The following is a 21386-nucleotide window of genomic DNA, read 5'->3' as shown; positions in this document are numbered from 1 at the left end:
TCCGGGAGGAATTTTCGTGTTAACCTTTGCCGCGCCCGAGTCCCGCATCGGGACGCGCCCGCGCGGGGCGCTGGAAATCCGGCGGGCTTGCGGCATGGAGCACCACATGGACAAGGCGGTGAAATGGATCGGCGGCGCAACTCTCGGCGTGGTGCTCGCCCTGGGCGCGGCGGTATTCGCCGGGCAATCGATCGAGGCGCAGGATACGGACACCTCGACCTGGCTGACGTCGCAAGACGTGCTGGGCCCAGACGAGGCGGACACGGCGGCAGCGCTCGCCGCGCCTGAACCCGCGCCCTCGCCCAGCGCGGTCGTTGCCGCGCAGGACAGCCCCTTCGTCATCAAGCGCGTGCTGCCGATCGCCGGGCCGATCAAGTACGGCCAGTGGTTCTGGGACGACGCCGGCGTGCCCGATGGCCCGCTGGTCATCACGGTCGATCTCGACGCGCGCGTGATCAGCGCCTTCCGCGGCGGCTACGAGATCGGCGCCACCGCGGCGCTACTCGGCACCGACGAGTACCCGACCCCAACCGGCACGTTCCCGATCATGAGCAAGGAGCGCCACAACGTGTCGGAGAAGTACGGCAACGCGCCGATGCCGTGGACCCTGCGCCTGACCAGCGACGGCGTCGCCATCCATGGCGGCCGCCTGGTCGAGAAGGGCTTCGCCAGCCACGGCTGCATCGGCGTACCCGACGAATTCGCCAGCCGCCTGTTCGCCTCCGCCAGCAAGGGCGACAAGGTCATCATCACCCGCGGCAAGACCGCCACGGTGGGCGACGCACTGATCGAAGGCTAAGCGGACTTGCGTGGGGGTTCGGGCCGAAAGGTCCAGCCGCCCGTTTCCGGCCGCGCGACGACGCCCCCGAGCGTCCCCGTCTCGCCTTCGGACAGGGCGTCGGCGAGCCGGGCAATCTCGCCGCCGCGAGGGTCTGCACCGAACCCCGCGAAGATCCGCCGCAGCACCTGCAGCACGATGGCCCTGGGCGCGGACGGCTCATAGCGGATGCCGCCGGCGACAATCTCGACGTTCGCATCCCACTCGCGTTCCATGGCCCAATCGAGCGCTTCCTGCGCATCGGCGAGGTACGCGGCGCTTTGCGCGATCGCCGCGGCATCGAGCCAGTCGGCCTCGGCCAGTGCGGTGCGCATCCGCACCCGGTCGTAGCGCGGGTCGGCATTGCTCGGGTCGCTCACCGCCTCGATTCCCGCGCCGGCGACGAGGGCCGCCAGCTCCGCCCGGCGCCAGCTCAGCAGTGGGCGCAGCACAGGCAGCGTGCCGCCCGGCACCGTCCCGCGCGCCCTCACCCCGCTAAGGCCGCCCAGCCCACTGCCGCGGTTGAGGCGCATCAGGACAGTCTCGGCCTGGTCGTCGGCGTGGTGCGCCGTCGCCAGCGCGGCGAAGCCCCGCTCCCGAGCCCAGGCAGCCAGCGCGGCGTAGCGCGCCCGGCGGGCCTCGTCCTGCACATTGCCGGGCGCCACTTCGACCCGCAGCACGGAGTGGGCGATGCCGCGCGCCGCACAAATCCGCGCGACGAAAGCCGCCTCCTCCGCCGCTTCGGCGCGCAACCCGTGATCGACCGTCGCCGCTTCGAACTCGCCCGGCATGGCGGCATGGGCCAGCAGCAGCATGGCGAGCGAATCCGGCCCCCCCGAAACAGCGAGGCCTATCCGTCCGCCCTGGGGACACAGTTTGCCGAGCGCGGCGGCGAAGCGCGCGGATTGCTCGGCGCTTACCGCGTCAGCTGCATTTGACGGCTTTGCGGTCCCGGTCATACTGGTCCTGGAGGCGCCCGGTAGCCAGCGCCGGGAAGTTCTCGCCGAACGTAGCCAAGGCACGGCAGGCGCGCGGTGTATCCTTGAGCGCGATCATCGACTCGGCGAGGTACAGGAGACTGTCGGCCCCTCGCGCACCGTCGGGGTGCTCGGTGTAGTTCTTATAGAAGTACGTCGCCGCGGTGCGCGGCTGGCCGTCGTCGAGATAGGCGCGTCCGAGCAGATTGAGGCCGAAGCTGATGCGCGGATGGTTCGGATACTTGTCGACGAACAGCTGCAACTGCTGCTGCGCCTCGGGGTAGAACTTAGCGTCCCACAGCCGGAAGCCATAGACGTATTCGTCGTCGCCGGGATCACCGGTGGCGGGCTTTTCGATCGCCTTGACCGCGGCGAGCCGCTCTGCCGAGGGTCCCGATCCGGCCGGTGTCGCCGCCCGTTCCGGCGCCCGGGCGGGAGCAGCCGCCGCGCCGGACGAGGAAGGCGCCGGCTGTGCCGCCACGAGCGTGCCGGTGGCGGGCTGGGTGGCGCCGGCCGCCGGCTGAGCGATGCCGGCCGGCGGCGTCATCGCGTCGACCCGCGCCTGCAGCTCGCCGATCCTGTTGGCGTTTTCCTCGCTGCGGGCGGTCAGCCGCTGGAGCTGGGTTTCGAGCGCATCGAGACGGGCGAGGATATCGGTCACCGCAGTCTCCGACGGAGTGCCCACCGCACTGTTCGCCGGCGACGCGCCATTCGGAGTGATGACTTCGGGCGTGAAGAAGCGTCCGTCGCCGTTGGGGAACACCGTGCGCTGGAGCGCGCGCACCTCGGCTTCGATCTTGCGCAGCCGGGCCTCGTCGACCGACTGCGCCGCTGCCGGGGCGGCAAGCGTCAGCGACCCGGCAAGGACGAGGCCGGACAACGCGCCGCGCGAAGCCTGGGAAAGGGTGAATTTCATCGGGATCAGCTCCGTCCACAGTAACTCTTGCGCATGGGCCGGCGCCCGCTCATCGCGGCGGCATGCAGGCGGCGTTGTGCCAAGGCGGGACTCGCTTGTCGAGTAAGCGCGGCGTTCAGCGCGCAGGAACGGCGGCGTTTTCCCCCGCTGGCTGCGGGGCGGCCGTCGGCCGGGCCAGCAGTGCTTCGGCAGTGACCGGAATGTCCTTCATGATTTGCTCTTCCTCGGCCAGCTTGGGCACTTCGCGCCCGCCGATGGTGATGCGGAAGGCATCGGGCCGCCCGGTCCACACCTGCGGGCCATCGGCGTCCTGCGGGACCACGTAGGTTTCTCCCTTGGCCATCTGCTTCTGCATCAACTGGCGGCCGCTGGCATCGTAGAACTTGATCCAGACACCCTCCTCGAGCGCGGTAAAGGCGACGGCTCCGGCAGGATTGACCGCCGAGGTCGCCGCTGCGGCCGGCTGCTGCGGGGCCCCGGCGGTGTCTTCGCTATCGACCAGAGCCGGCAGCTCGGCCGCCGGGGAGAACATCTGCCGAAAGAAGAAGAAGCCGCCGACGATCAGCAGCACCAGCGCAAACAGCGCGAACCAGCCGAGGCTGCGCGAGGGGACCCGCGCGGGATCGCCCGGCTCAAAGCTTGCCGGCGCATGGCAATCGCGCTCGTCGCCCTGCTCGTCGAGTTCCGACCGGACCATCGCCACGATTTCATCCTGATCGATATCGACCGTGCGGGCATAGGTTCGCGCAAAACCGACGGCGTAGGTCCGGCCGGGCAAGTCGGAGAACGCTCCCTCTTCGATGGTCTCGAGATGTCGCTGCGGAATCCGCGTCTGCGCCGCGATCTGTTCGAGCGTCAGACCCTTGGCTTCACGCGCCGCGCGTAGCCTCGGCCCGGCCCTTTGGGGCAATTCAACTGCTTCCGTCACGTCAGTTTCGTCCATGTCCGCCCCTGTTGCGGTTCATGGTTCAATCGCGAACCCTACTTGCCGCGAAGAGACGGGTCCGCGCGGCACAAGTCAAGAGCGCTTCGCAATCGCAAGGTTAATCGACATCGATTTCGTGATCCGCAGCCCACTGCGCCAGCGCCGCGCGCATGTCGCGCGGCGGGCTGGCCAGCAAGCCCTGCATCGCCGCGCCGATTTCCTCCGTATCGATGCGCCGCACCAGTTCCTTGATCGGGCCGACCGAGGCCGGGGTAATCGACAGGCGCCGGATGCCGAGACCGATCAGCGCCAGCGCCTCGAGCCGCCGCCCGCCCATCTCGCCGCACACCCCGAGGTCGATCTTGTGCCCCTTGGTTCCTTGCACGACGCGGGCGAGGAAGCGCAGAATCGACGGACTGAGCCAGTCGTAGCGCTCGGCCAGCTTGGGATTGGCCCGGTCGGCGGCGAACAGGAACTGCGTCAGGTCGTTGGTGCCGATCGAGATGAACCGCACCTTCGGCGCGAGGACGTCGAGCATTTCGGCGAGCGCCGGTACTTCGAGCATGACGCCGTAGTTGATCGCCTCGGGCAAGGTGCGCTTAAGCCCGCGCAGATAGGCGAGCTGGCGATCGAACACCTCCTTTGCCGCGTCGAACTCCCACGGCTCGGAGACCATCGGGAACATGACGTTGAGCGTCTTGCCGGCGGCCGCCTCGAGCAGCGCGCGGGCCTGGCCCATCAGCAGCCCCTCGCGTTCGAGCGCGAGGCGCAGCGCGCGCCAGCCCATCGCCGGGTTTTCGTCCTCGTTGGTGCTTTCGGTGATCGTGTACGGCAGCGCCTTGTCGCCGCCGATGTCGACCGTGCGAAAGATCACCGGGCGTTCGCCGGCGGCGTCGAGCACGTCCTTGTAGAGCCGCTTCTGCATGTCGCGCGAAGGCAACTGGGCGGAAACGAGGAACTGGAATTCGGTGCGGAACAGACCGATGCCGTCGGCGCCGGTCAGGTTCAGCATGGCGATGTCGTCGCGCAGGCCGGCGTTCATCATCACCTGCACCCGCTGCCCGTCGCGGGTGAAGGGCTCGACGTCGCGCAGCTTGGCGTAGCCGGCCTGGCGTTCGCGGCTCCTCAGCAGGCGCCCTTCGAAGGCGTCGAGCACGCCTTGCGCCGGACGGATCGTCAGGGTCGCGGCGTCGCCGTCGACGAGCAGCGTGTCGCCTTCGCGAATCAGGCCACGCGCGTTGCGCAGCCGCCCGATCACGGGCACGCCCATCGCCCGGGCGACGATCACCACGTGCGCGGTGAGGCTGCCTTCCTCGAGCACCACGCCCTTCAGACGGCGCTTGTCGTATTCGAGCAGCTCGGCGGGGCCGAGATTCTTGGCGATCAGGATGGCGTCGTGGCGCAGGCCCTGGCTCGCCGCGGTGCCGAGCTGACCCGAAACGATCCGCAGCAGGCGATTTGCCAGATCCTCGAGGTCGTGCATGCGGTCGGCCAGCAAGGGATCGTCGATCTCGCGCATGCGCATCCGGGTGCGCTGCTGCACGCGCTCGATGGCCGCCTCCGCGGTAAGACCGGAATCGATCGCCTCGTTGATGCGCCGGCTCCAGCCTTCGTCGTAGGCGAACATCCGATAGGTCTCGAGAACCTCCTCCTGCTCTCCGCCGACGCCGAACTCGGCCTGGCCGGTCATGTGATCGATCTGCTCGCGCATCCTGTCGAAGGCGAGGTAGACCCGCTGGCGCTCGGCCTCGGTGTCTTCGGCCACTGTCTGCTCGATGGTGATGCGCGGCTGGTGGAACACCGCCTGGCCGAGCGCGAGACCCTTGACCAGTTGCAACCCGTGCAGGACTTCCTGTCCGGTATGGTTGCCCGACGTGCCGCCGGCCGACTCGTTGTCGACCAACCCCGCGTTGTGGAGCAGTTCGGCCAGCACCATCGCGACCGTCTGCAGCGCCTCGATCTCGACGTCCTCGTAGCGCCGCGGGTCGACGTGCTGAACCGTCAGCACCCCGATGGCCCGTTCGCGCCGGACGATCGGCACACCGGCGAACGAGTGGAACTTCTCTTCGCCGGTTTCCCGCCGGTACTGGAATTCGGGGTGGGTCGTCGCCTCGGCGAGGTTGAGCGTTTCGATGTTGGCGGCGATGGTGCCGGTCAGCCCTTCGCCGACCCCCAGCCGGGTGACGTGAACCGCGGCCTGCTCGAGGCCGCGCGTCGCGAACAGCTCGAGCATGCCTTCACGCAGGAGGTAGATCGAGCAGACCTCGCTATGGAGCGCCTCTCCGATGATATCGACGACCTGGTTGAGCTTGCCCTGCGCGGAAATCCGCGAGGCCATCAGCTCGTGCAGCTGGGTCAGGATCGAACGGGCGGCAGCGGCGGCGGACATCGTCCGCCGCCTATCGCATACCGCCGGCTTTGAACAGGTTTCTGCGGCGCGGGCGCCACGCTGGCGCTAGTGCACTCCGACGATTTCCTGCTTGATCTGAAGTTTCTGCTTCTTGAGTGCCTGGACAATCGTTTCGTCGGGAGCCGGTCGGTTGAGTTCATCGCGCAAGCGGCGATCGAGACCCTGATGTTTAGCCTGAAGGGCGGCGACGTGCGAATTGTCCATGGCGTTCTCCTGGTCAATCTTTCAAGCCATGCGCCAAGGGCGGCTGGCTCGCTAAACGCGACTCAGGCTATTTCGGCCGGAGCCGCGATTGTCATCAAATCACACAATCGTTAATTCGCCAAACCGAACCGCGCCGAACCGGGCGGAAGGATCGATACGTCGAGAAAGGCGCCAAGCATGGCAGGGGCAAGCGAGGACGAAATGCGCCGCCGGCTCGCGTTGCTGCGGACCGAGCACCGCGATCTCGACGCGGCGATTTCCGCGCTCACCGAAGCGGGCAGCCAGGATCAGTTGCAGATTGCCCGATTGAAGAAGCGCAAGCTCGGACTGAAGGACCAGATTGCCGCCCTGGAGGATTTCCTGACGCCCGATATCACCGCGTGACGCGAGGCGGGCCGGCCGTGCGATTGCGGGACAAGGTCAAATGACGGAGGATAACCATGGTTAACGCGCTGGTCGCAAACAGGTTCGCGAGGCTAGCCAGCACACCGGATGTCTGAACCGGCCGATCTCAGTCCGACGATCGTCGAATCGCTTTACCGCGAGGCTTTGCAACTGGCCGACGAAGTGCGCGCGGCGTTCGACCTGTCGGGCCGGCTCGACCTTGCCGGCCAGGACGAAGACCTGGCGCGCGTGGCGCTGTCGTGCGAGGCGCTGCGCACCACGACGCGAATGATGCATGCCATCGCCTGGCTGCTCAACCAGCGGGCTTACTTCTCCGGCGAACTGAGCGAATTCCAGCTGCGTCACCATGGCCGGCTGCCGCCCGGCCAGCCGGTCGCCGACGAGCGGCAACTGGCGATGCTCGGACCCGATCTCGTGGCGCTGATCCGCCACACCGAACGCTTCCACGCCCGGATTGCCCGGCTCGATGCCGCCTGGCGCGATCGCTTCGCGATGTATCCCAGCGCGATCCACCGACTGCGCGACCGTCTCGGCGCCGAAATGGGCGCCCGCTAGAGCTTCGCCAGCGCCGCCTGCCAGCCGGCCAGGCGCCGTTGGCGAACCGCATCGTCCATGCCCGGCTCGAACCGTTCGCCCGAGCCGATCATCGCCGCAGCCGCTTCCGCAAGCGAGCCGTAGAGTCCGGCGCCGAGCGCGGCCAGCATGGCCGCCCCCAGCGCGGTGGTCTCGACGAAATCGGGGCGCACCACCGACACCTGCAGCAGCCCGGCGAGATCCTGCGCCAGCCAGTCGTTCGAGCTCATTCCCCCGTCGATCCTGAGCGTCGTCCACTCGGCGCCGTCGGCGGCAAAGGCGGCGGCGAGGTCCTGCGTCTGGTGACTGATCGCCTCGAGCGCCGCCCGCACCACATGGGCGCGGGTGGCCGCGAAGCTGAGCCCGGTGATGGCCGCACGCGCGTCGGCGCGCCAGTGCGGCGCGCCGAGGCCGGACAGCGCGGGAATGACCACCACACCGGCGCTGTCGGGCACCGAACGGGCCAGTTCCTCGCTCTCGGGCGCGCTGACGATCATCTGCAGCGAATCGCGCAGCCACTGGAACAGGCTTCCGGCCACGAAGACCGATCCTTCGAGTGCATAGTGCCGCCGTCCGCCAAGCTGGTGCAGCACGGTGCCGAGCAGGCGGTTGGCCGAGCGGGGGATCGCGGCGCCCTTGTTGGCCAGCACGAAAGCCCCGGTGCCGAAGGTCGCCTTGGTCTCGCCCGGCGCAAGGCAGCCCTGCCCGATGGTCGCCGCCTGCTGGTCGCCGGCCATGCCGGTGATCGGGATCGGCGCCCCGAACAAGTCCGGGTGCGTGGCGGCGAGCGGACCGGCGTTGTCGACGACCGCGGGTAGCGCCGAAATCGGCACGCCGAGCAGGTCGCACAGCGCCGGATCCCAGCTGGCGCCCTCCAGGGCCAGCAACTGGGTGCGGCTGGCATTGCTGGCGTCGGTGATGAAGCTCCGCCCCCGGGTCAGTTTCCACACCAGCCAGCTGTCGACCGTGCCGAGCGCCAGCCGCCCTTCGCGTGCCGCCTCGGCGACAGCGTCGTCGTTGCCGAGCAGCCAGCGCATCTTGGTGCCCGAGAAATAGGGATCGAGCAGCAGCCCGGTCTTCTCCTGCACCGCCTCCTCGTGTCCGGCAGCGCGCAGCTCGGCGCAGAACTCGGCGGTGCGGCGGTCTTGCCAGACGACGGCGCGGCACAGCGGCTCGCCTCTGGCCTTGTCCCACGCCACCACCGTTTCGCGCTGGTTGGTGATGCCGATGGCCGCGATGCGCTCGGCCCCGCCGGCCTGTGCCACCATGGCCCGTGCGCAGGCCAGCGTCTTGTCCCAGATCTCCCGGGCATCGTGCTCGACCCAACCGGTGCGCGGATAGTGCTGGGCGAGCTGCTCCTGCGCCGCGCCCTGCAGCTTGCCCTGCGCGGTGAACAGCATCGCCCGTGTTGAGGTGGTGCCTTCGTCAAGGACCAGGATCAGCGGCTCGGTCATTTCAATCCTCTCTCTCACGCGCCATATGCAGGGCATGGCAATACCGCCGCAACCCTGGCCGACCGGCGAAGTCGAAAGGCTCGAACCGCTGGTGCGCCGCGTGCTGGCGCCGAACGGATCGCCTTTCACCTACACGGGCACCCAGACCTACCTCGTCGGCGGTGACAATGGGCTGGCGGTGATCGACCCCGGCCCGGCCGACGAAGATCACCTCGCCGCGCTCACCCGGGCGATCGGCACCGCGCCGGTGGTGGCGATCATGTGCACCCACACCCACCGCGACCATTCGCCCGGCGCGGCGCCGCTGGCCGCAGCGACGGGAGCGCCGATCGTCGGCTGCGCGCCGCTGGCGCTCGAAACGCTGGGCCCGCGCGCCGACGCGCCGTTCGACGAGAGCTATGCCCCGGACCGCGTGCTGGCCGATGGCGAGCAGGTCGCCGGGCCCGGCTGGACGCTGACCGCGCTCGCCACGCCAGGCCATACCTCGAACCACCTGTGCTTCGCGCTCGAGGAGAGCGGGGCGTTATTTACCGGCGATCACGTGATGGGCTGGTCGACCACCGTCGTCGCCCCGCCCGACGGCGACATGGCCGATTACATGGCCAGCCTCGAAAAGCTGCAGGCGCGCGAGGACCGCATCTACTTCCCGGCGCACGGCCCGGCGATCGGCAACCCGCGGCAGCTGGTGCGCGGAATGATCGGCCATCGCCGCCAGCGCGAGCGGCAGATCCTGCGCCTGCTCGGCGACGCTCCGCAGGAGGTCGGGCAGCTGGTGCCGCAGATGTACAAGGGCGTGCCCGAATACCTCTGGGCTGCCGCGGCGATGTCGGTGACGGCGCATCTCAACGATCTGGAACGTCGCGGCATGGTCGGCCGTTCGGGAGAGACATGGCAAACGAGACCCTGACGGAGCGCGAGCGCCAAACGCTTGCCGCCGAGCCCCGCCCGCAGCGCGAGCATTCGCTGGCGCGCGTACAGCGCGTGCCATGGCTGATCGCTATCGTCCTGCTGGCCGCGGTCGGCTTCCTCACCTGGAAAGCCTACTTCGAACGCGCCGAAGGCGATCCCGTGGCCAGCGCCATGCTCGCCTTCGAGAAGCAGAATGCCCTCACCGTCTTTGCCAGCCGCTTCGAGGTTGTCGCCGAGAGCACCGACGAACGGGGGGTCCTGGGCGTGCCGATCCTCAAGGCGCACCAGGCGATGATCGTGCCCGCGACGGTCGAATACCGCGTCGACCTGAGCCGGGTGGGCCGGGACAGAATGACGTGGGACGACGGCAGCGACACCTTCGCCATCAAACTGCCGCCGCTGCAGACCACCGTTCCCAATCTCGACGAGAAGTCGGCGCGGCTGTTCACCGACGGCAACTTCGTTATCGGCGCAGCCGCGCAGGACATGCTCAAGAACAACTCCGCCCAGGCCGAACGCAAGGCGTCCGAATTCGCCCGCAACCCGGAAATGCTGGCCATGGCGCGCAAGGCGGCCAAAGACGCCGTGCGCCAGAACCTCGCCATTCCGCTGCAGGTCGCGGGTTACGGCGATGTCACGGTCAACGTGACCTTCGACGGGGAGAAAGCCCCGGCGCAGTGAAGCGATTGCCGGCGGTACCGCCGCGGAGTAAATAGTCGCCAGGGCGCTTCTTCGGGGGGAGTCGGCGTTATGGCGACGATCGCTGCACCGGTTACTTCTCCGCTCCAGCGGGAGCGGACTTTCTATTTCGTCATGTCCTTGTTCTTCCTCGCGGCCGCTGTCGGGGGGTTCGGGTTCTTTTTCGTTATCGGAGCTTCGACTTTCGCCTCACCGTGGTGGGTGCACGTGCACGCTGTAACGATGACGGCCTTCCTCTCGCTCTACGTGGTGCAGACCTGGCTGGTCCATCGCGGCGACCCCGCCACCCATAAGCGGCTCGGCGCGCTCGGTGCGGCGCTCGGCGCGTGGCTCGTTCTTTACAGTTTCTGGGCGATCACCCAGACCGTGGCAGCCGGGCGCTACCCGCCGTTCTTTACCGCCAACTGGTTCCTGATGATGGACTGGCTCAATCTGGCCATCTTCACCGGACTGGCGGGAGCCGGGATCGCGCTGCGCCGCCGCCCCGACTGGCACAAGCGGCTGATGTTCGGCGGGATGCTGACCCTGATGTCGGTCGCCTGGGGCCGGCTGGTCCTTCCGCAATTCTTCGACCAGCGGGCAATCGCGCTCGTCGTCGTAATCCTGCTTGCCCATCTGGGCGCTGCGATGCTGCTCGACCGCCGTCTCCACGGACGGGTTCACCCGGCGCATTTCATCACCGCTGCGGCGCTCGTCGGGTGGATGGCGGCGCTCTTCACGCTCAGCGATCTGCCGCCATGGGTCGCGTTCGCGAATTCGTTTACGGGTTGATCACTGGCCTTCGCGGAGCCATCTGGACTGCGGAAGGTTGGTACATTGATGAGCGTCGAGACGAGAAACCCCACCGGCACGGACCTGCGCGCCGAGATCGACCGGCTGCGCAAGGAGCGTAACGCGGTCATCCTGGCGCATTACTACCAGAAGCCCGAACTGCAGGACCTCGCCGATTTCGTCGGCGACAGTCTGGAGCTGAGCAAGAAGGCGGCCGATACCGACGCCGACGTGATCGCGTTCTGCGGGGTCAAGTTTATGGCCGATACCGCGAAGATCCTTTCGCCCGACAAGATCGTCGTGCTGCCCGACATGGATGCCGGGTGCAGCCTCGAAGATTCCTGTCCGCCGCAGAAATTCAAGGCCTTCCGCGAGGCGCATCCCGACCACATCGCGCTGACCTACATCAACTGCTCGACCGAGGTGAAGGCGCTCAGCGACATCATCGTCACCAGCTCGTCGGCCGAGACGATTATCAGCCAGATCCCCGAGGATCAGCCGATCATCTTCGGCCCGGACCGGCATCTCGGCGGCTATCTCAACCGCAAGTTCGACCGCGACATGCTGCTCTGGCCCGGGGTCTGCATCGTCCACGAGGCCTTCAGCGAGAAGGAGCTGATGAAGCTCAAGGCGCAGTATCCCGGCGCCCCGGTCGCCGCGCACCCCGAATGCCCGCCGACGATCATCGACCACGCCGACCATGTCGGTTCCACCAGCTCGATCCTGCAGTTCGCCAAGACCTTCCCCGGCGACACGCTGATCGTGGCGACCGAGCCGCACATCATCCACCAGATGGAAAAGGCGCTGCCGAACAAGACCTTCATCGGTGCGCCCGGGGCCGACGGCAACTGCAACTGCAACATCTGCCCCTACATGGCGCTCAACACCATGGAGAAGCTCTACGCCTGCCTGCGCGACCTCGAACCGCGCATCGAAATCGAAGAAGGGCTGCGGCTGAAAGCCAAGCAGAGCCTCGACCGGATGCTCGAGATGGCCAGCGGGACCATCGGCGAGGGCGATCTCGGGCGGGTCTAGGCACCCGCGGCGGCCTCGTGCGTTGAAGCCCGCATGAGGGAAGACATCCGCCGGCTCTGGGCGCGGCTCAACTCGACATACTGGTTCTATCCAGCGCTGTTTTCGCTCGCCAGCGTCGCCCTGGCGCTGGGTCTGATCTACCTCGACCGGCACGGCTTCGCCGATTCGCTCAACGACGAACCCTGGCTGGTTCCGGCTCGGCCGCAATCGGCCTCCACCATGCTCAACATCATCGCCGGGTCGATGATCGGAGTCGCCTCGACGGTGTTTTCGATCACCATCGCCGCGGTGGCCTACGCGAGCGGCAACTATGGCCCTCGCCTGCTGACCAACTTCATGGAGGACCGCGGCAACCAGCTCAGCCTGGCGACCTTCATCGGCACCTTCGTCTACGCCATCACCGTGCTGCGCACGGTGCGGGCGGAAAACGAGGAGGCCTCGAGCGCAGCCGATGCCGCCAGCACCATCTTGCCCGGCTTCGTGCCTCAGCTCTCGCTGCTGGTCGCCTACGCGCTGATGGCGCTGTCGATCGCGGTGCTGGTCTTCTTTCTCAACCACATTCCCAGCTCGATCCGGATCAACACCGTGCTCAAGGGCATCGGCGAGCGCTTGCTCGACGCGGTGCGCAAGGGCTTTCCCGAGCGCAACGGGGGTGAAATTGCTCCTCAGGCGCCCGAAGGCGGCATCAAGATGAAGGCCGAGCGTACCGGTTATGTCCAGTTCATCGACTACGCAGGGCTGGGCAAATTCGCCCGCGATCACGGAGCCACCGTGGTGCTGGAGGTGCGAACCGGAGATTTCGTCCACGAAGGCGTGACGTTCGCCCGCGTGATCGGCGCGGACGAGGAGAAATGCGATCTCGCCGGATGTTTCAGCCTCGGCTCCTCCCGCACACCGAAACAGGACCCGCAGTTCCTGATCGACGAACTGGTCGAAATAGGGTTGCGGGCGCTGTCGCCCGGTATCAACGATCCGTTCACCGCGATTACCGCGCTGCACTGGCTGGGCGCCGCCACGGCCGAACTGGGCGGCCGGGACCTTCTCAGGCGCGACCTCGACCGGGACAGCGAGGGCGACCGCACCACGAACGTGTTTCCGCTGGCTGACGATTTCGACCATTACCTGCGCCGCGGCTTCGGCGCGATCCGCGGTGCGGTGGCGGCCAGCCACACCGCCTCGCTGGTCATGTTCGATACATTGCGCAACACGGCCAGGTCGATCGACGACGAGAGCCGCGTGAGGCTCCTGCGGCAACACGGCGACTTGCTGATGCAGCAGGTTAGGACCGAGATCGACGGCCCCGACCTGCATGATATCGAAGCGCACTACATCCTGTTCACCCAGGCGCTGCCGGGCTGACTATTCTGCCGGGATCGGCAGGTCGAACAGCAAGGCGCGGGCGTATTTCACCGGCGGCGTGCCGAAGCTCAGCAACGCGTCGTGGTACTTGCGCTCGTCGAAGTCCGCGCCCCAGCGCTTCTCCGCCTCACGCCGCAGCGCGAGGTGCTCCTCGTAACCGGTGAAGTAGCTGAGCAGCTGAACCGAAGAAAGCTGTGCCCGGACCCATTTGCCGGCCGCCTCGCGCTCTTGCTGGAAGGCGCCTTCCATCATCAGCTTCATCGCCTCCTCGCGCGTCATGCCCTCCGTCTGGATGCCGATGTCGAGCAGCGTGTTGACGATCGAGCGCAGCCGCATCTTGAGCATGGTCAGCTCGAACAGACGCCCTTCGACCGTGTCGCGCCCGCCGAGATAGCCGTGCTCGGCCATGAGCCGCTCGGAATAAACGGCCCAGCCTTCCGCAAAAGGACTCGACCAGAGCACGCCGCGCAGAAAGTCGGGCGTACGGCTGGCGTGGTCGAGCTGCAGGTAATGGCCGGGCACGCCCTCGTGGATCGAGAGCTCGTGCAGCATGTAGGTGTTATATTCGCGCAGGAAACTGTCGGCCTGCTCGTCGCTCCAGTCCTCCGGGATCGGGCTGATGGCGAAGAAGTTGGGCTGGTCGCGTTCGAGCGCGCCGGGTGGATCGTCGTAAGCGACCGCGGCGCCCTGCTGGAACTTGGGCATGGTGATGATCTTGACCGGCCCGCTCGGCATGCCGACGAAGCCCTGCCGGCGCGTGAACTCCGTAGCGGCGGCGAGCGTCTCGCGCGCCGCGTCCTCGAGCCCGTCGCGCGGCGCGCGACTGGCGTAGGTCTTGTCGAGCGCGCACTCGATGACCGCCTGCTGCGAGCCGGTGGCACAGTCGGGAAAGCTCCGCGCGACCTCCTCCATCTGCGAGCGCGCCTCGGCAAAGGCGGCCTGCGCCTTCGCCTTGAGCTCGGCGCGGGTCATGTCGCTCTGCAGGGCGAACTTCATCTTCCGGTCGTAGAGCTTCGGGCCGAGGCGGAAGTCGCCCTTGGCACCGGGGACCAGGACCTCGTCGATCCAGGTCTGCTGCTCGGCCACCGCCTTCTTGAGCGCATCGAGCGCGGCATCGAAGCGGTTGCGCGGCACGTCGCTGGCTTCGACCTCGGGCAGGAGCGCGGCATCGACGATCTCGAGAATGCCCGAATTCTGCCGCGACAGCGTCTCGGCGCTGATCTTCGAGACTTTCGACGGTTCAATCTGCTCGCGCGATGCCTCGAGATAGGCGGGGATCTTTTCCATCCGCGAAACGATGTTGTCGAAGCGCTCGGGCCAGGGGGCGAAGTCACGCGCGATGAGGGTGTAGATCGAACCGGAAACAACGTCGTTGTACTGCCGCGGATCGGAAGCCCAGGTCTTCAGCACCTCGATCGCCCAGAGCTGGTATTCGAGCTCGTTCCTGAGCATCGCGTAATCGACCTGGTTTGCGCGCGTCAGCCGGGCGCGGTCGATCTGTGCGAGCGCGGCGAGCAGCTGGCGATACATCATCGCTTCGGTCTTGCGCGCCTCGGGCCCGATCGCCGGCAGCTCCGCGTCGTGAGTGTGATCGCCCAGCGCGGTCGCGGCGACCGGATTGAGCGCGGTGTAGATATCGATGTAGCTCGCACCGATTTTCTCGAACGTCGCGTTGACCTCGGCGTCGCTCGGGCTGGCGATGACCTCTGCCGGGACGGGGGTGGCGGGAGGCGCCTGGGCCGGAACGGTGGTGCAGCCGGCTAGCAGCGCGGCGGCAAGGCCGGCTGCAAACTTGGTGGACGTCATCGCTCGGATCTCCCTCATGACCACCGCCTATCAGCGCCCGCGTGCCGCGTCACCTCCCCGCCGGAAGGCTATGCAGGCGGCGGGGGGAGCTAGACCTGGCCGGTCTTGCGCGGTGCGGTTTCCTTGAGGAACAGCGCTATCAGGAAGCCGAGCACGAGGCTCGAAATCGTGAAGGTGAAGACGTGCTCGATGCCGCTCGATCCGGCGATCCGTCCGGCGATCGCCGGGGCGACGCCGCCGCCGAACACTTCGCCCGCCCCGATCACCAGCCCCGCCACCGACGCGACCATGCCGAGCGGTGCGGCCTCGGCCGCAACCGGGCCGGCGAGGATCGCCAGCGCCGAGAAGTTGAACAGCGCGGCAAAGAACAGCAGCACGAACAGCGTGGTCAGGTCGTCTGCGCCGGCCTGGGTGAAGAAGTAGGTGAACACCGCGGCCAGGATGTAGGACAGCAGCGTCGCCAGCTTGCGGCCGATGAAGTCCGAGACCGTGGGCATGGCGAACTGCCCGATCGCGCCCCCGAAGCCGATCGCCGAAGCGACGAAGCCCATGTCCTGGATCGACAGGTGCAGATAGTCGGTGAGGTAGTTGGGCATCATCGCCCCCATCACGAAGATCCCGCCCATCGCGCACATTAGCGTGAGCATGGCGAGCGGCACGTTGCGGTGCTTGAACAGATCGAAGAACCTGGTCCGCGCGATCCGCGTTCCGCCGACCGCATGATGCGCCGGCTCCCTCACGAGGAAGAACATCGCCGTCGCCATGATCAGGCCGGGAATACCGACCAGCATGAACACGGTTCGCCAATCGGTGACCAGCAGCAGCTGGGTGGCGATGATCGGGCCGATGGCGTTGCCGAAGAAGCTGATCATGCACTGGAAGATGCCGTTGTTCATGCCGCGCCGCTTGGGGTGCGAGGCTTCGACCGCCACCGCGACCCCGGTCGAGGCGACCGGACCTTCGGCGAGGCCCATGACCGCGCGGATCAGCAGCAGGCTGACCAGCCCGCCGGCAGCACCTGACAGTGCCGACATCAGCGAGAAGATGACCACGGCGGGGATCAGAACCTTCCGGCGCCCGATCTTGTCCGAGAGGAAGCCCATGGCGAAAGCCGAGATGCCCCAGAACACGGCGAGAATGCCGACCAGGTTGCCGAGATCCTCGTAGGTCAGTCCGAGCTCGTCCATGAACGCCGGGAACAGGACCGGCAGAATGAATCGGTCGAGCCCGACCAGGCCGAACGTCAGGCTCAGGATGAGGATGATCTTCCATTCGTAGCCGGTATCCCAGCGCGCGGATGTGTCCTCTTGTTGCATGGTATTTCCCCCCAGTTCCCGACACACGCCGCGCCGGATGTCTCCCTCAGGCAGACGATCTACCAGCGGCTTCGGCCGGCGTCGATTCCCCCGCTGCGCGCGATATGGCGAGCGCTGCGGCGAGCAGCGCCATGCCGAACACGTCGACCGGCGCCAGCGTTTCGCCGAAGGCCAGCCACCCGGCCAGCGCGGCCACGGCCGGCTGTGTCAGCAGCGCCAGGCCGATGGCCAGCGGCGGGAAATGGCGCAGCGAAAAGACCAGCAGCCCCTGTCCTGCGACCTGGCTCAGCAGGGCGAGCGCGACGACCGGCCCCCAGTCGTGCGGCCAGACCGGTTCGCCATGGAGCAGCGCGACGAGCAGCAGCACCGGCGCGCTGGCGGCGGTCGAGCGGGAGAGCAGGCGCCACGAGCCCATTGCCTTGCGCGCATCCTGCAGCAGCAGCAGGTAACCGGCATAGAGCACGCCCGCCAGAAGGCAGAACAGGTCGCCCGAAAGCGTCGCCAGCGACACCTCGAAGCTGCGCCCGAGCAGGATCGCCGTTCCGGCGAGCGCGGCAAGGATCGCCGACCACTCGCGCCCGGCGGGCCAGCGGCGGACCAGGACGAAGCCCCAGACCATCAGGATCAGGCTTCCCGAATTGCCGAACAGCGCCGCGTTGCCGAGCCGTGTGAAGCCGATGCCGATATGCCAGCTGGCGATATCGAGCGCGAACAGCGTACCACCAAGGACGATGGCAAGCGCCGCCTTGCGCGGGACCTGCGGCGGATTGGCCCCCTCCTGCACGCGGGCGAAAAGGAACAGCAGCGGCAGGGCCAGAGTCACGCGCCAGAAGCCAGCAGAGACCGGCCCGGTATCGGCAAGCCGGACGAACCACGGCCCCAGCGCCAGCGCGGCGTTGCCCGCGAGCAGCATGGCGAGGAGCAGCCACGGGGCAGGCTTGCGCAGCGATTCCACCTCACCGCTCTAGCGGCCCGCCGCGCCAACGCTATAGGACGCAGGCAAAGGAGTGTGGACGATGGCGATGCGATCCTGGTTGTTCGTACCCGGCGACAGTGAACGGAAACTCGCGAAGGCGGCGGATCTGGCTGCCGACGTCGTGATCGTCGACCTCGAGGACGCGGTGGCGCCGCAGGCCAAGGTCTATGCCCGGCAGACCGCCGCGAGCTGGCTCGAGGAGCGCGCCGGGACCGCGCAGCGCTGGGTCCGCATCAACGCGCTCGACACCGGCATCTGGCGTGACGACCTCGCCGCCGTCATGCCCGCCGCCCCCGCCGGAATCATGCTGCCCAAGGCCGCGGGCCCGGCCGCCTTGCAGACGCTGGCGGCGGAACTCTACGAACTCGAAGGTCGCCATGGCCTGCCGAGCGGGACGACGAGGATCCTGCCGCTGGTCAGCGAGACGCCTGCCGCGGCGCTCGGCATTCCCGATTATGCCGGGGTCCAGTTGCCGCGGCTTGCCGGCCTGACCTGGGGCGCGGAGGATCTCTCCGCCGCGCTCGGCGCGAGCCGCAAGCGCGACTCGCAAGGGCGCTGGACCGACACCTTTCGCATGGTCCGAGCGATGGTCCTGCTCGCCGCCCATGCGCGCCAGGTCCTGGCCATCGACACGCTGCACGCCGATTTCCGCGACCTCGACGGCCTCAGGCGGGTGGCGGCGGAAAGCAGGGCAGATGGCTTTGCCGGGATGCTGGCGATCCACCCGTCGCAAGTCGAGGTGATCAACGCGGCGTTCACTCCCAGCGACGCCGAAATTGCCGAGGCGCGCGCTATCGTCGCCGCCTTTGCCGCCAACCCCGGGGCGGGCGCGCTGCAGCTCGACGGACGCATGCTCGACCAGCCGCACCTCGAACAGGCGCGGCGCCTGCTCGAAGGCGCCGGTTAGTAGCTATTCGCCCGACGGTTCGACCGCTGCGGCGGCGGGAGCGGGCTCCTCCGCCGGCGCGACTGACGCGGCCGCAGCGGGGCTGCCCGACGAGGCGGCGGTGGGTTCGACCAGCGGCGGGCGCGACTGCAGCCGCTCAAGCGGCAGCATGTCGTCGCTGATCGTGCCCTCGAGCACTTCGCCCGAGGCATCGCCTTCGGTCGTCTGCTTCTGCTTGTCGCCGCACGCGGCGAGCGCGGCGCACAGCGTGGCGGCGATGGCGAGGTGACGGAATTTCAAGCGGCGCACTGCGTACTCCCCAGCGCGGCCAGGAACTGGTCCGCGCGGGCTAGCAATGCCTCATCCCACTCCTCCGGCGCAACCGCGATTCCGAGCCGTTCGAGGCTGGTGACCCCGAAGTCGGCGATTCCGCAGGGGACGATGCCGCCGAAATGGGTGAGGTCCGGCGCGAGGTTGACGGCGAAGCCGTGCATCGTGACCCAGCGGCGGATGCGCACGCCGATGGCGCCGATCTTGGCTTCGCTGCCGTCGACGTCGCGGGTCCAGATGCCGATGCGGCCCTCGGCGCGCCAGGCCGCTACCCCGAAGTCCGCCAGCGTGGCGATGACCCATCCCTCGATCGAATGGACGAAGCAACGCACGTCGCGCCCGCGCGTCGTCAGGTCGAGCAGGGCATAACCGACGCGTTGGCCCGGGCCGTGGTAGGTGTACCGTCCCCCGCGCCCGGTCTCGACGACTTCGAAGCGCGGATCGACGAGCTCGGCCGAATCGGCGCTGGTCCCGGCGGTGTAGACCGGCGGATGTTCGAGCAACCAGACGAGCTCGCGCGCCTCGCCAGCCGCGATCGCCGCGTTGCGCGCCTCCTGCTCGGCGAGGGCCTGGCGATAGGGCACCGCCGCATAGTCGCGGCGCCATTCGACCTCGGATTGGGGAGCGCTGGCCATCGGCGATTGCGTGGCGACGATTGCCGGGTTTATCAAGTGCCGAGCATACAGAGGGGTTGCCGAGCATGAAGCTGGAAATGAACCGCGCGTGGAACGAGGCCATGGCCTTGATCGGCGCCAACAAGGACGTCGTGTTCGTCGTGGCCGGGGTGTTCTTCTTCCTCCCCTATTTCGGGTTCATGCTGCTGATGCCCGATGCGACAGCTTCGATGACCGACCCGGCGAGCGGCGAGCGTGCGATGGCCGAGATGACGAGGTTCTACGAGCGCAACTGGTGGCTGTTGGTCCTGCTGTCGGTGGTCCAGGGCATCGGCATGCTCGGCATCCTCGCGCTGCTGACCGACCATCGCCGGCCGACGGTGGCCGAGGCGCTCAAGATCGGGGTCGGCAAGGTGCTGTCGTACATCGCCGCCTATCTCCTGGTCGGGCTCGGCATCGGCCTGCTGGCGGTCGTGCTCGTCGGACTGGCTTCGCTTGCCTCGACTGCTGCAGCGGTGCTCGGTGTCTTGGTGCTGATCCCGCTGGTCTTCTACGCCTTCACCAAGTTCTCGCTGGTGCCGCCGGTCCTGGTGAAGGAAGACGTCGGCAACCCGTTCACCGCGCTCTCTCGTTCGTGGCAACTGACCAAGGGCAATTCGTTCCGCCTGTTCGGGTTCTACTTCCTGCTCGTGGTCGCGCTCGCCGTGGTGATGATCGTCATCTCGATGGTGGTGACCTTTCTGTTCGCCATGCTCGGCCCCGAAGCCATGGTGTTCGGCAGCGGTCTCACCGCGGCGCTGATGAACGCGGTCTGGGCCACGGCCTTCCTCGCCGTTCTATCGGCCGTCCATGACCAGCTCGGCGGGACGAGCCACGCGCAAATCAGCGAGACTTTCGAATAGGAGGGAGGGCGTTCAGCCCTCCTGCCAGCCCCAGGCGAGCAGGCAGGGCGGGACGTTCCACCAGGCAAAACCCGTGTCGACCCGCGCGAAGTGGCGCGCTGTCAGGTCGCGCGCGGTCGTGCTGAACTGGTAGGTCAAGAAGGCGCCGCCCTTGCGCACCACGCGGTGGGTCGCCGCGGCGATCGCCGGGCCGACGCCATCGGGCAGGGTCGAGAACGGCAGGCCGGAAAGAACGTAGTCGGCCTTGTCCTGGCCTAGCGCCTTGAGGATTTCCTCGACGTCGGCGGCCGAGCCGAGCACCGGGTGGAAGCGGCTGTCACCGATGGTATGCTTGAGGTAGTCGATGAACAGCGGGTTGGTGTCGATCACCACCAGCATCCCGTCGCGCGGCAGGCGGTCGAGCACCGGGCGGCAGAACGTGCCAACCCCCGGGCCGTATTCGACGAAGACCTTGCACTCGTCCCACTTCACCGGCGCGAGCATCTTGCGGATCGTGTGCTCGGAGGAGGGAATGATCGATCCGACCATCCGCGGGTGTTCGACGAAACCGCGGAAGAACACGCCGGCCGGGCCGAGCGCCCGGGCGACACGCCGCGTCAGCTTGGAGCCGCGACGTTCGGTTGCCAGTTCACTTCCATCCATCGACTGCATGCACCTTTTGCGGCCAGCTGCGCCCGGCCCGAACATGTCTCGCCGCCTCGCAGATATGCCGGTCCGATGCAACCCGCGCCGGGGCGGCGCTCAGAGGATTTCGAGGATCGCCTCGGGCGGGCGGCAAAGGCGCACGCCCTTTTCGGTTTCGACCAGGGGTCGCTCGATCAGCCGGGAATCGGCGACCATTGCATCGAGCACGCTGGCGTCGTCGGCCTCGGTCAGGCCGCGCTCCTTCGCATCGGTTCCCTGCGTGCGAACCCCTTCGCGCGGCGCCATTCCCGCGTCGCGATAGAGTTGCGCGAGCTTTTCGCGGCTCGGCGGGTCCTTGAGGTACTGCACGACCGTCAGCTCGATATCGTCGCGTCCCTGCAGCGTTTCGAGCGCGGCGCGCGATTTGCTGCAGCCGGGGTTGTGCCAGATCGTCGCCTTCATGCCATCCTCCGCTGCC

At 67.7% G+C, this 21386-nt stretch carries 23 protein-coding genes; 10 read left to right on the top strand and 13 right to left on the bottom strand.

All coding sequences use genetic code 11. The features are described 5' to 3' along the window. The first annotated feature begins 16 nt into the window (after positions 1-16). On the top strand, positions 17-799 hold the full coding sequence (locus tag Q7I88_RS05650) for a L,D-transpeptidase family protein (RefSeq protein ID WP_305098064.1): 783 nt from the start codon (positions 17-19) through the stop codon (positions 797-799). On the opposite strand, the gene tilS is transcribed toward Q7I88_RS05650, so the two are convergent. From tilS to Q7I88_RS05625, 5 genes are all read right to left on the bottom strand, one after another. Further along, positions 796-1776 (bottom strand): tRNA lysidine(34) synthetase TilS, encoded by a 981-nt coding sequence (gene tilS / locus Q7I88_RS05645; protein ID WP_305098063.1) that lies wholly within the window; start codon positions 1774-1776, stop codon positions 796-798. The two genes, Q7I88_RS05650 and tilS, sit on opposite strands and share 4 nt — an antisense overlap. Next, positions 1742-2710: a tetratricopeptide repeat protein gene (locus Q7I88_RS05640; RefSeq protein WP_305098062.1), complete on the bottom strand. Its 969-nt coding sequence runs from the start codon at positions 2708-2710 to the stop codon at positions 1742-1744. Before Q7I88_RS05640 ends, tilS begins: the two co-directional genes overlap by 35 nt. A gap of 115 nt (positions 2711-2825) precedes the next feature. Then, on the bottom strand, positions 2826-3653 hold the full coding sequence (locus Q7I88_RS05635) for a helix-turn-helix domain-containing protein (RefSeq protein ID WP_305098061.1): 828 nt from the start codon (positions 3651-3653) through the stop codon (positions 2826-2828). Positions 3654-3753: 100 nt separating this feature from the next. Then, a complete protein-coding gene (gene ptsP / locus Q7I88_RS05630) occupies positions 3754-6024 on the bottom strand; it encodes a phosphoenolpyruvate--protein phosphotransferase (RefSeq protein WP_305098060.1) in 2271 nt (756 codons plus the stop codon). A 66-nt stretch (positions 6025-6090) separates the two neighbouring features. Beyond that, positions 6091-6249: a YdcH family protein gene (locus Q7I88_RS05625; RefSeq protein ID WP_305098059.1), complete on the bottom strand. Its 159-nt coding sequence runs from the start codon at positions 6247-6249 to the stop codon at positions 6091-6093. A gap of 177 nt (positions 6250-6426) precedes the next feature. Between Q7I88_RS05625 and Q7I88_RS05620 the strand changes: the two genes are divergently transcribed. Both Q7I88_RS05620 and Q7I88_RS05615 read left to right on the top strand, forming a co-directional pair. Further along, positions 6427-6633, top strand: coding sequence for a YdcH family protein (locus Q7I88_RS05620; protein WP_305098058.1), 207 nt, complete (start codon positions 6427-6429; stop codon positions 6631-6633). Between the two features lie 108 nt (positions 6634-6741). After that, positions 6742-7209, top strand: a complete 468-nt coding sequence (locus Q7I88_RS05615) for a DUF1465 family protein (protein ID WP_305098057.1) — start codon at positions 6742-6744, stop codon at positions 7207-7209. Here the strand turns inward: Q7I88_RS05615 and glpK are convergent. Continuing rightward, positions 7206-8681, bottom strand: a complete 1476-nt coding sequence (glpK, locus tag Q7I88_RS05610) for a glycerol kinase GlpK (protein ID WP_305098056.1) — start codon at positions 8679-8681, stop codon at positions 7206-7208. The genes Q7I88_RS05615 and glpK overlap by 4 nt on opposite strands. Positions 8682-8706: 25 nt before the next feature. Here glpK and Q7I88_RS05605 point away from each other — a divergent pair, with 25 nt between their 5' ends. The 5 genes from Q7I88_RS05605 to Q7I88_RS05585 all read left to right on the top strand — a co-directional run bounded on the left by Q7I88_RS05605 (position 8707) and on the right by Q7I88_RS05585 (position 13454). Next, the gene (locus tag Q7I88_RS05605; protein WP_439648364.1) at positions 8707-9588 is read left to right on the top strand and encodes an MBL fold metallo-hydrolase; all 882 of its coding nucleotides are present in this window, start codon (positions 8707-8709) and stop codon (positions 9586-9588) included. Beyond that, positions 9570-10271 carry a DUF4230 domain-containing protein gene (locus Q7I88_RS05600; protein WP_305098054.1) on the top strand — a complete coding sequence of 234 codons (702 nt, stop codon included), beginning with the start codon at positions 9570-9572 and terminating at the stop codon, positions 10269-10271. The genes Q7I88_RS05605 and Q7I88_RS05600 overlap by 19 nt, the downstream gene beginning before the upstream one ends. Before the next feature lie 69 nt (positions 10272-10340). Then, on the top strand, positions 10341-11060 hold the full coding sequence (locus Q7I88_RS05595) for a hypothetical protein (RefSeq protein WP_305098053.1): 720 nt from the start codon (positions 10341-10343) through the stop codon (positions 11058-11060). A gap of 48 nt (positions 11061-11108) precedes the next feature. Next, positions 11109-12095: a quinolinate synthase NadA gene (gene nadA, locus Q7I88_RS05590; protein ID WP_305098052.1), complete on the top strand. Its 987-nt coding sequence runs from the start codon at positions 11109-11111 to the stop codon at positions 12093-12095. A 33-nt stretch (positions 12096-12128) separates the two neighbouring features. Further along, positions 12129-13454 (top strand): DUF2254 domain-containing protein, encoded by a 1326-nt coding sequence (locus tag Q7I88_RS05585; protein ID WP_305098051.1) that lies wholly within the window; start codon positions 12129-12131, stop codon positions 13452-13454. Here Q7I88_RS05585 and Q7I88_RS05580 read toward each other — a convergent pair whose 3' ends face one another. The 3 genes from Q7I88_RS05580 to Q7I88_RS05570 form a co-directional block, all read right to left on the bottom strand. After that, a complete protein-coding gene (locus Q7I88_RS05580) occupies positions 13455-15260 on the bottom strand; it encodes a DUF885 domain-containing protein (RefSeq protein WP_305098050.1) in 1806 nt (601 codons plus the stop codon). 89 nt (positions 15261-15349) lie between these two features. Then, positions 15350-16576 carry an MFS transporter gene (locus tag Q7I88_RS05575; protein WP_305098049.1) on the bottom strand — a complete coding sequence of 409 codons (1227 nt, stop codon included), beginning with the start codon at positions 16574-16576 and terminating at the stop codon, positions 15350-15352. Positions 16577-16622: 46 nt separating this feature from the next. After that, on the bottom strand, positions 16623-17531 hold the full coding sequence (locus Q7I88_RS05570; protein WP_305098048.1) for a DMT family transporter: 909 nt from the start codon (positions 17529-17531) through the stop codon (positions 16623-16625). A gap of 61 nt (positions 17532-17592) precedes the next feature. Between Q7I88_RS05570 and Q7I88_RS05565 the strand changes: the two genes are divergently transcribed. Continuing rightward, positions 17593-18459, top strand: a complete 867-nt coding sequence (locus Q7I88_RS05565) for an HpcH/HpaI aldolase/citrate lyase family protein (RefSeq protein ID WP_305098047.1) — start codon at positions 17593-17595, stop codon at positions 18457-18459. Positions 18460-18462: 3 nt separating this feature from the next. Here the strand turns inward: Q7I88_RS05565 and Q7I88_RS05560 are convergent, their stop codons facing one another. Both Q7I88_RS05560 and lipB read right to left on the bottom strand, forming a co-directional pair. Further along, the gene (locus Q7I88_RS05560) at positions 18463-18747 is read right to left on the bottom strand and encodes a hypothetical protein (RefSeq protein ID WP_305098046.1); all 285 of its coding nucleotides are present in this window, start codon (positions 18745-18747) and stop codon (positions 18463-18465) included. After that, positions 18735-19403, bottom strand: a complete 669-nt coding sequence (gene lipB / locus Q7I88_RS05555) for a lipoyl(octanoyl) transferase LipB (RefSeq protein WP_305098564.1) — start codon at positions 19401-19403, stop codon at positions 18735-18737. The genes Q7I88_RS05560 and lipB overlap by 13 nt, the downstream gene beginning before the upstream one ends. Positions 19404-19468: 65 nt before the next feature. Here lipB and Q7I88_RS05550 point away from each other — a divergent pair, with 65 nt between their 5' ends. Next, positions 19469-20284: a glycerophosphoryl diester phosphodiesterase membrane domain-containing protein gene (locus Q7I88_RS05550; protein WP_305098045.1), complete on the top strand. Its 816-nt coding sequence runs from the start codon at positions 19469-19471 to the stop codon at positions 20282-20284. A 12-nt stretch (positions 20285-20296) separates the two neighbouring features. Here Q7I88_RS05550 and Q7I88_RS05545 read toward each other — a convergent pair whose 3' ends face one another. Beyond that, complete coding sequence (locus tag Q7I88_RS05545; RefSeq protein WP_305098044.1) at positions 20297-20926, bottom strand: class I SAM-dependent methyltransferase; 630 nt, start codon at positions 20924-20926, stop codon at positions 20297-20299. A 99-nt stretch (positions 20927-21025) separates the two neighbouring features. Then, positions 21026-21370 (bottom strand): arsenate reductase (glutaredoxin), encoded by a 345-nt coding sequence (arsC, locus tag Q7I88_RS05540; protein WP_305098043.1) that lies wholly within the window; start codon positions 21368-21370, stop codon positions 21026-21028. Positions 21371-21386 lie beyond the last annotated feature (16 nt).

The organism is Croceibacterium aestuarii (assembly GCF_030657335.1).
GTDB classification, from domain to species: domain Bacteria; phylum Pseudomonadota; class Alphaproteobacteria; order Sphingomonadales; family Sphingomonadaceae; genus Croceibacterium_B; species Croceibacterium_B aestuarii.
This window is presented reverse-complemented; position numbering and strand designations above follow the sequence as displayed.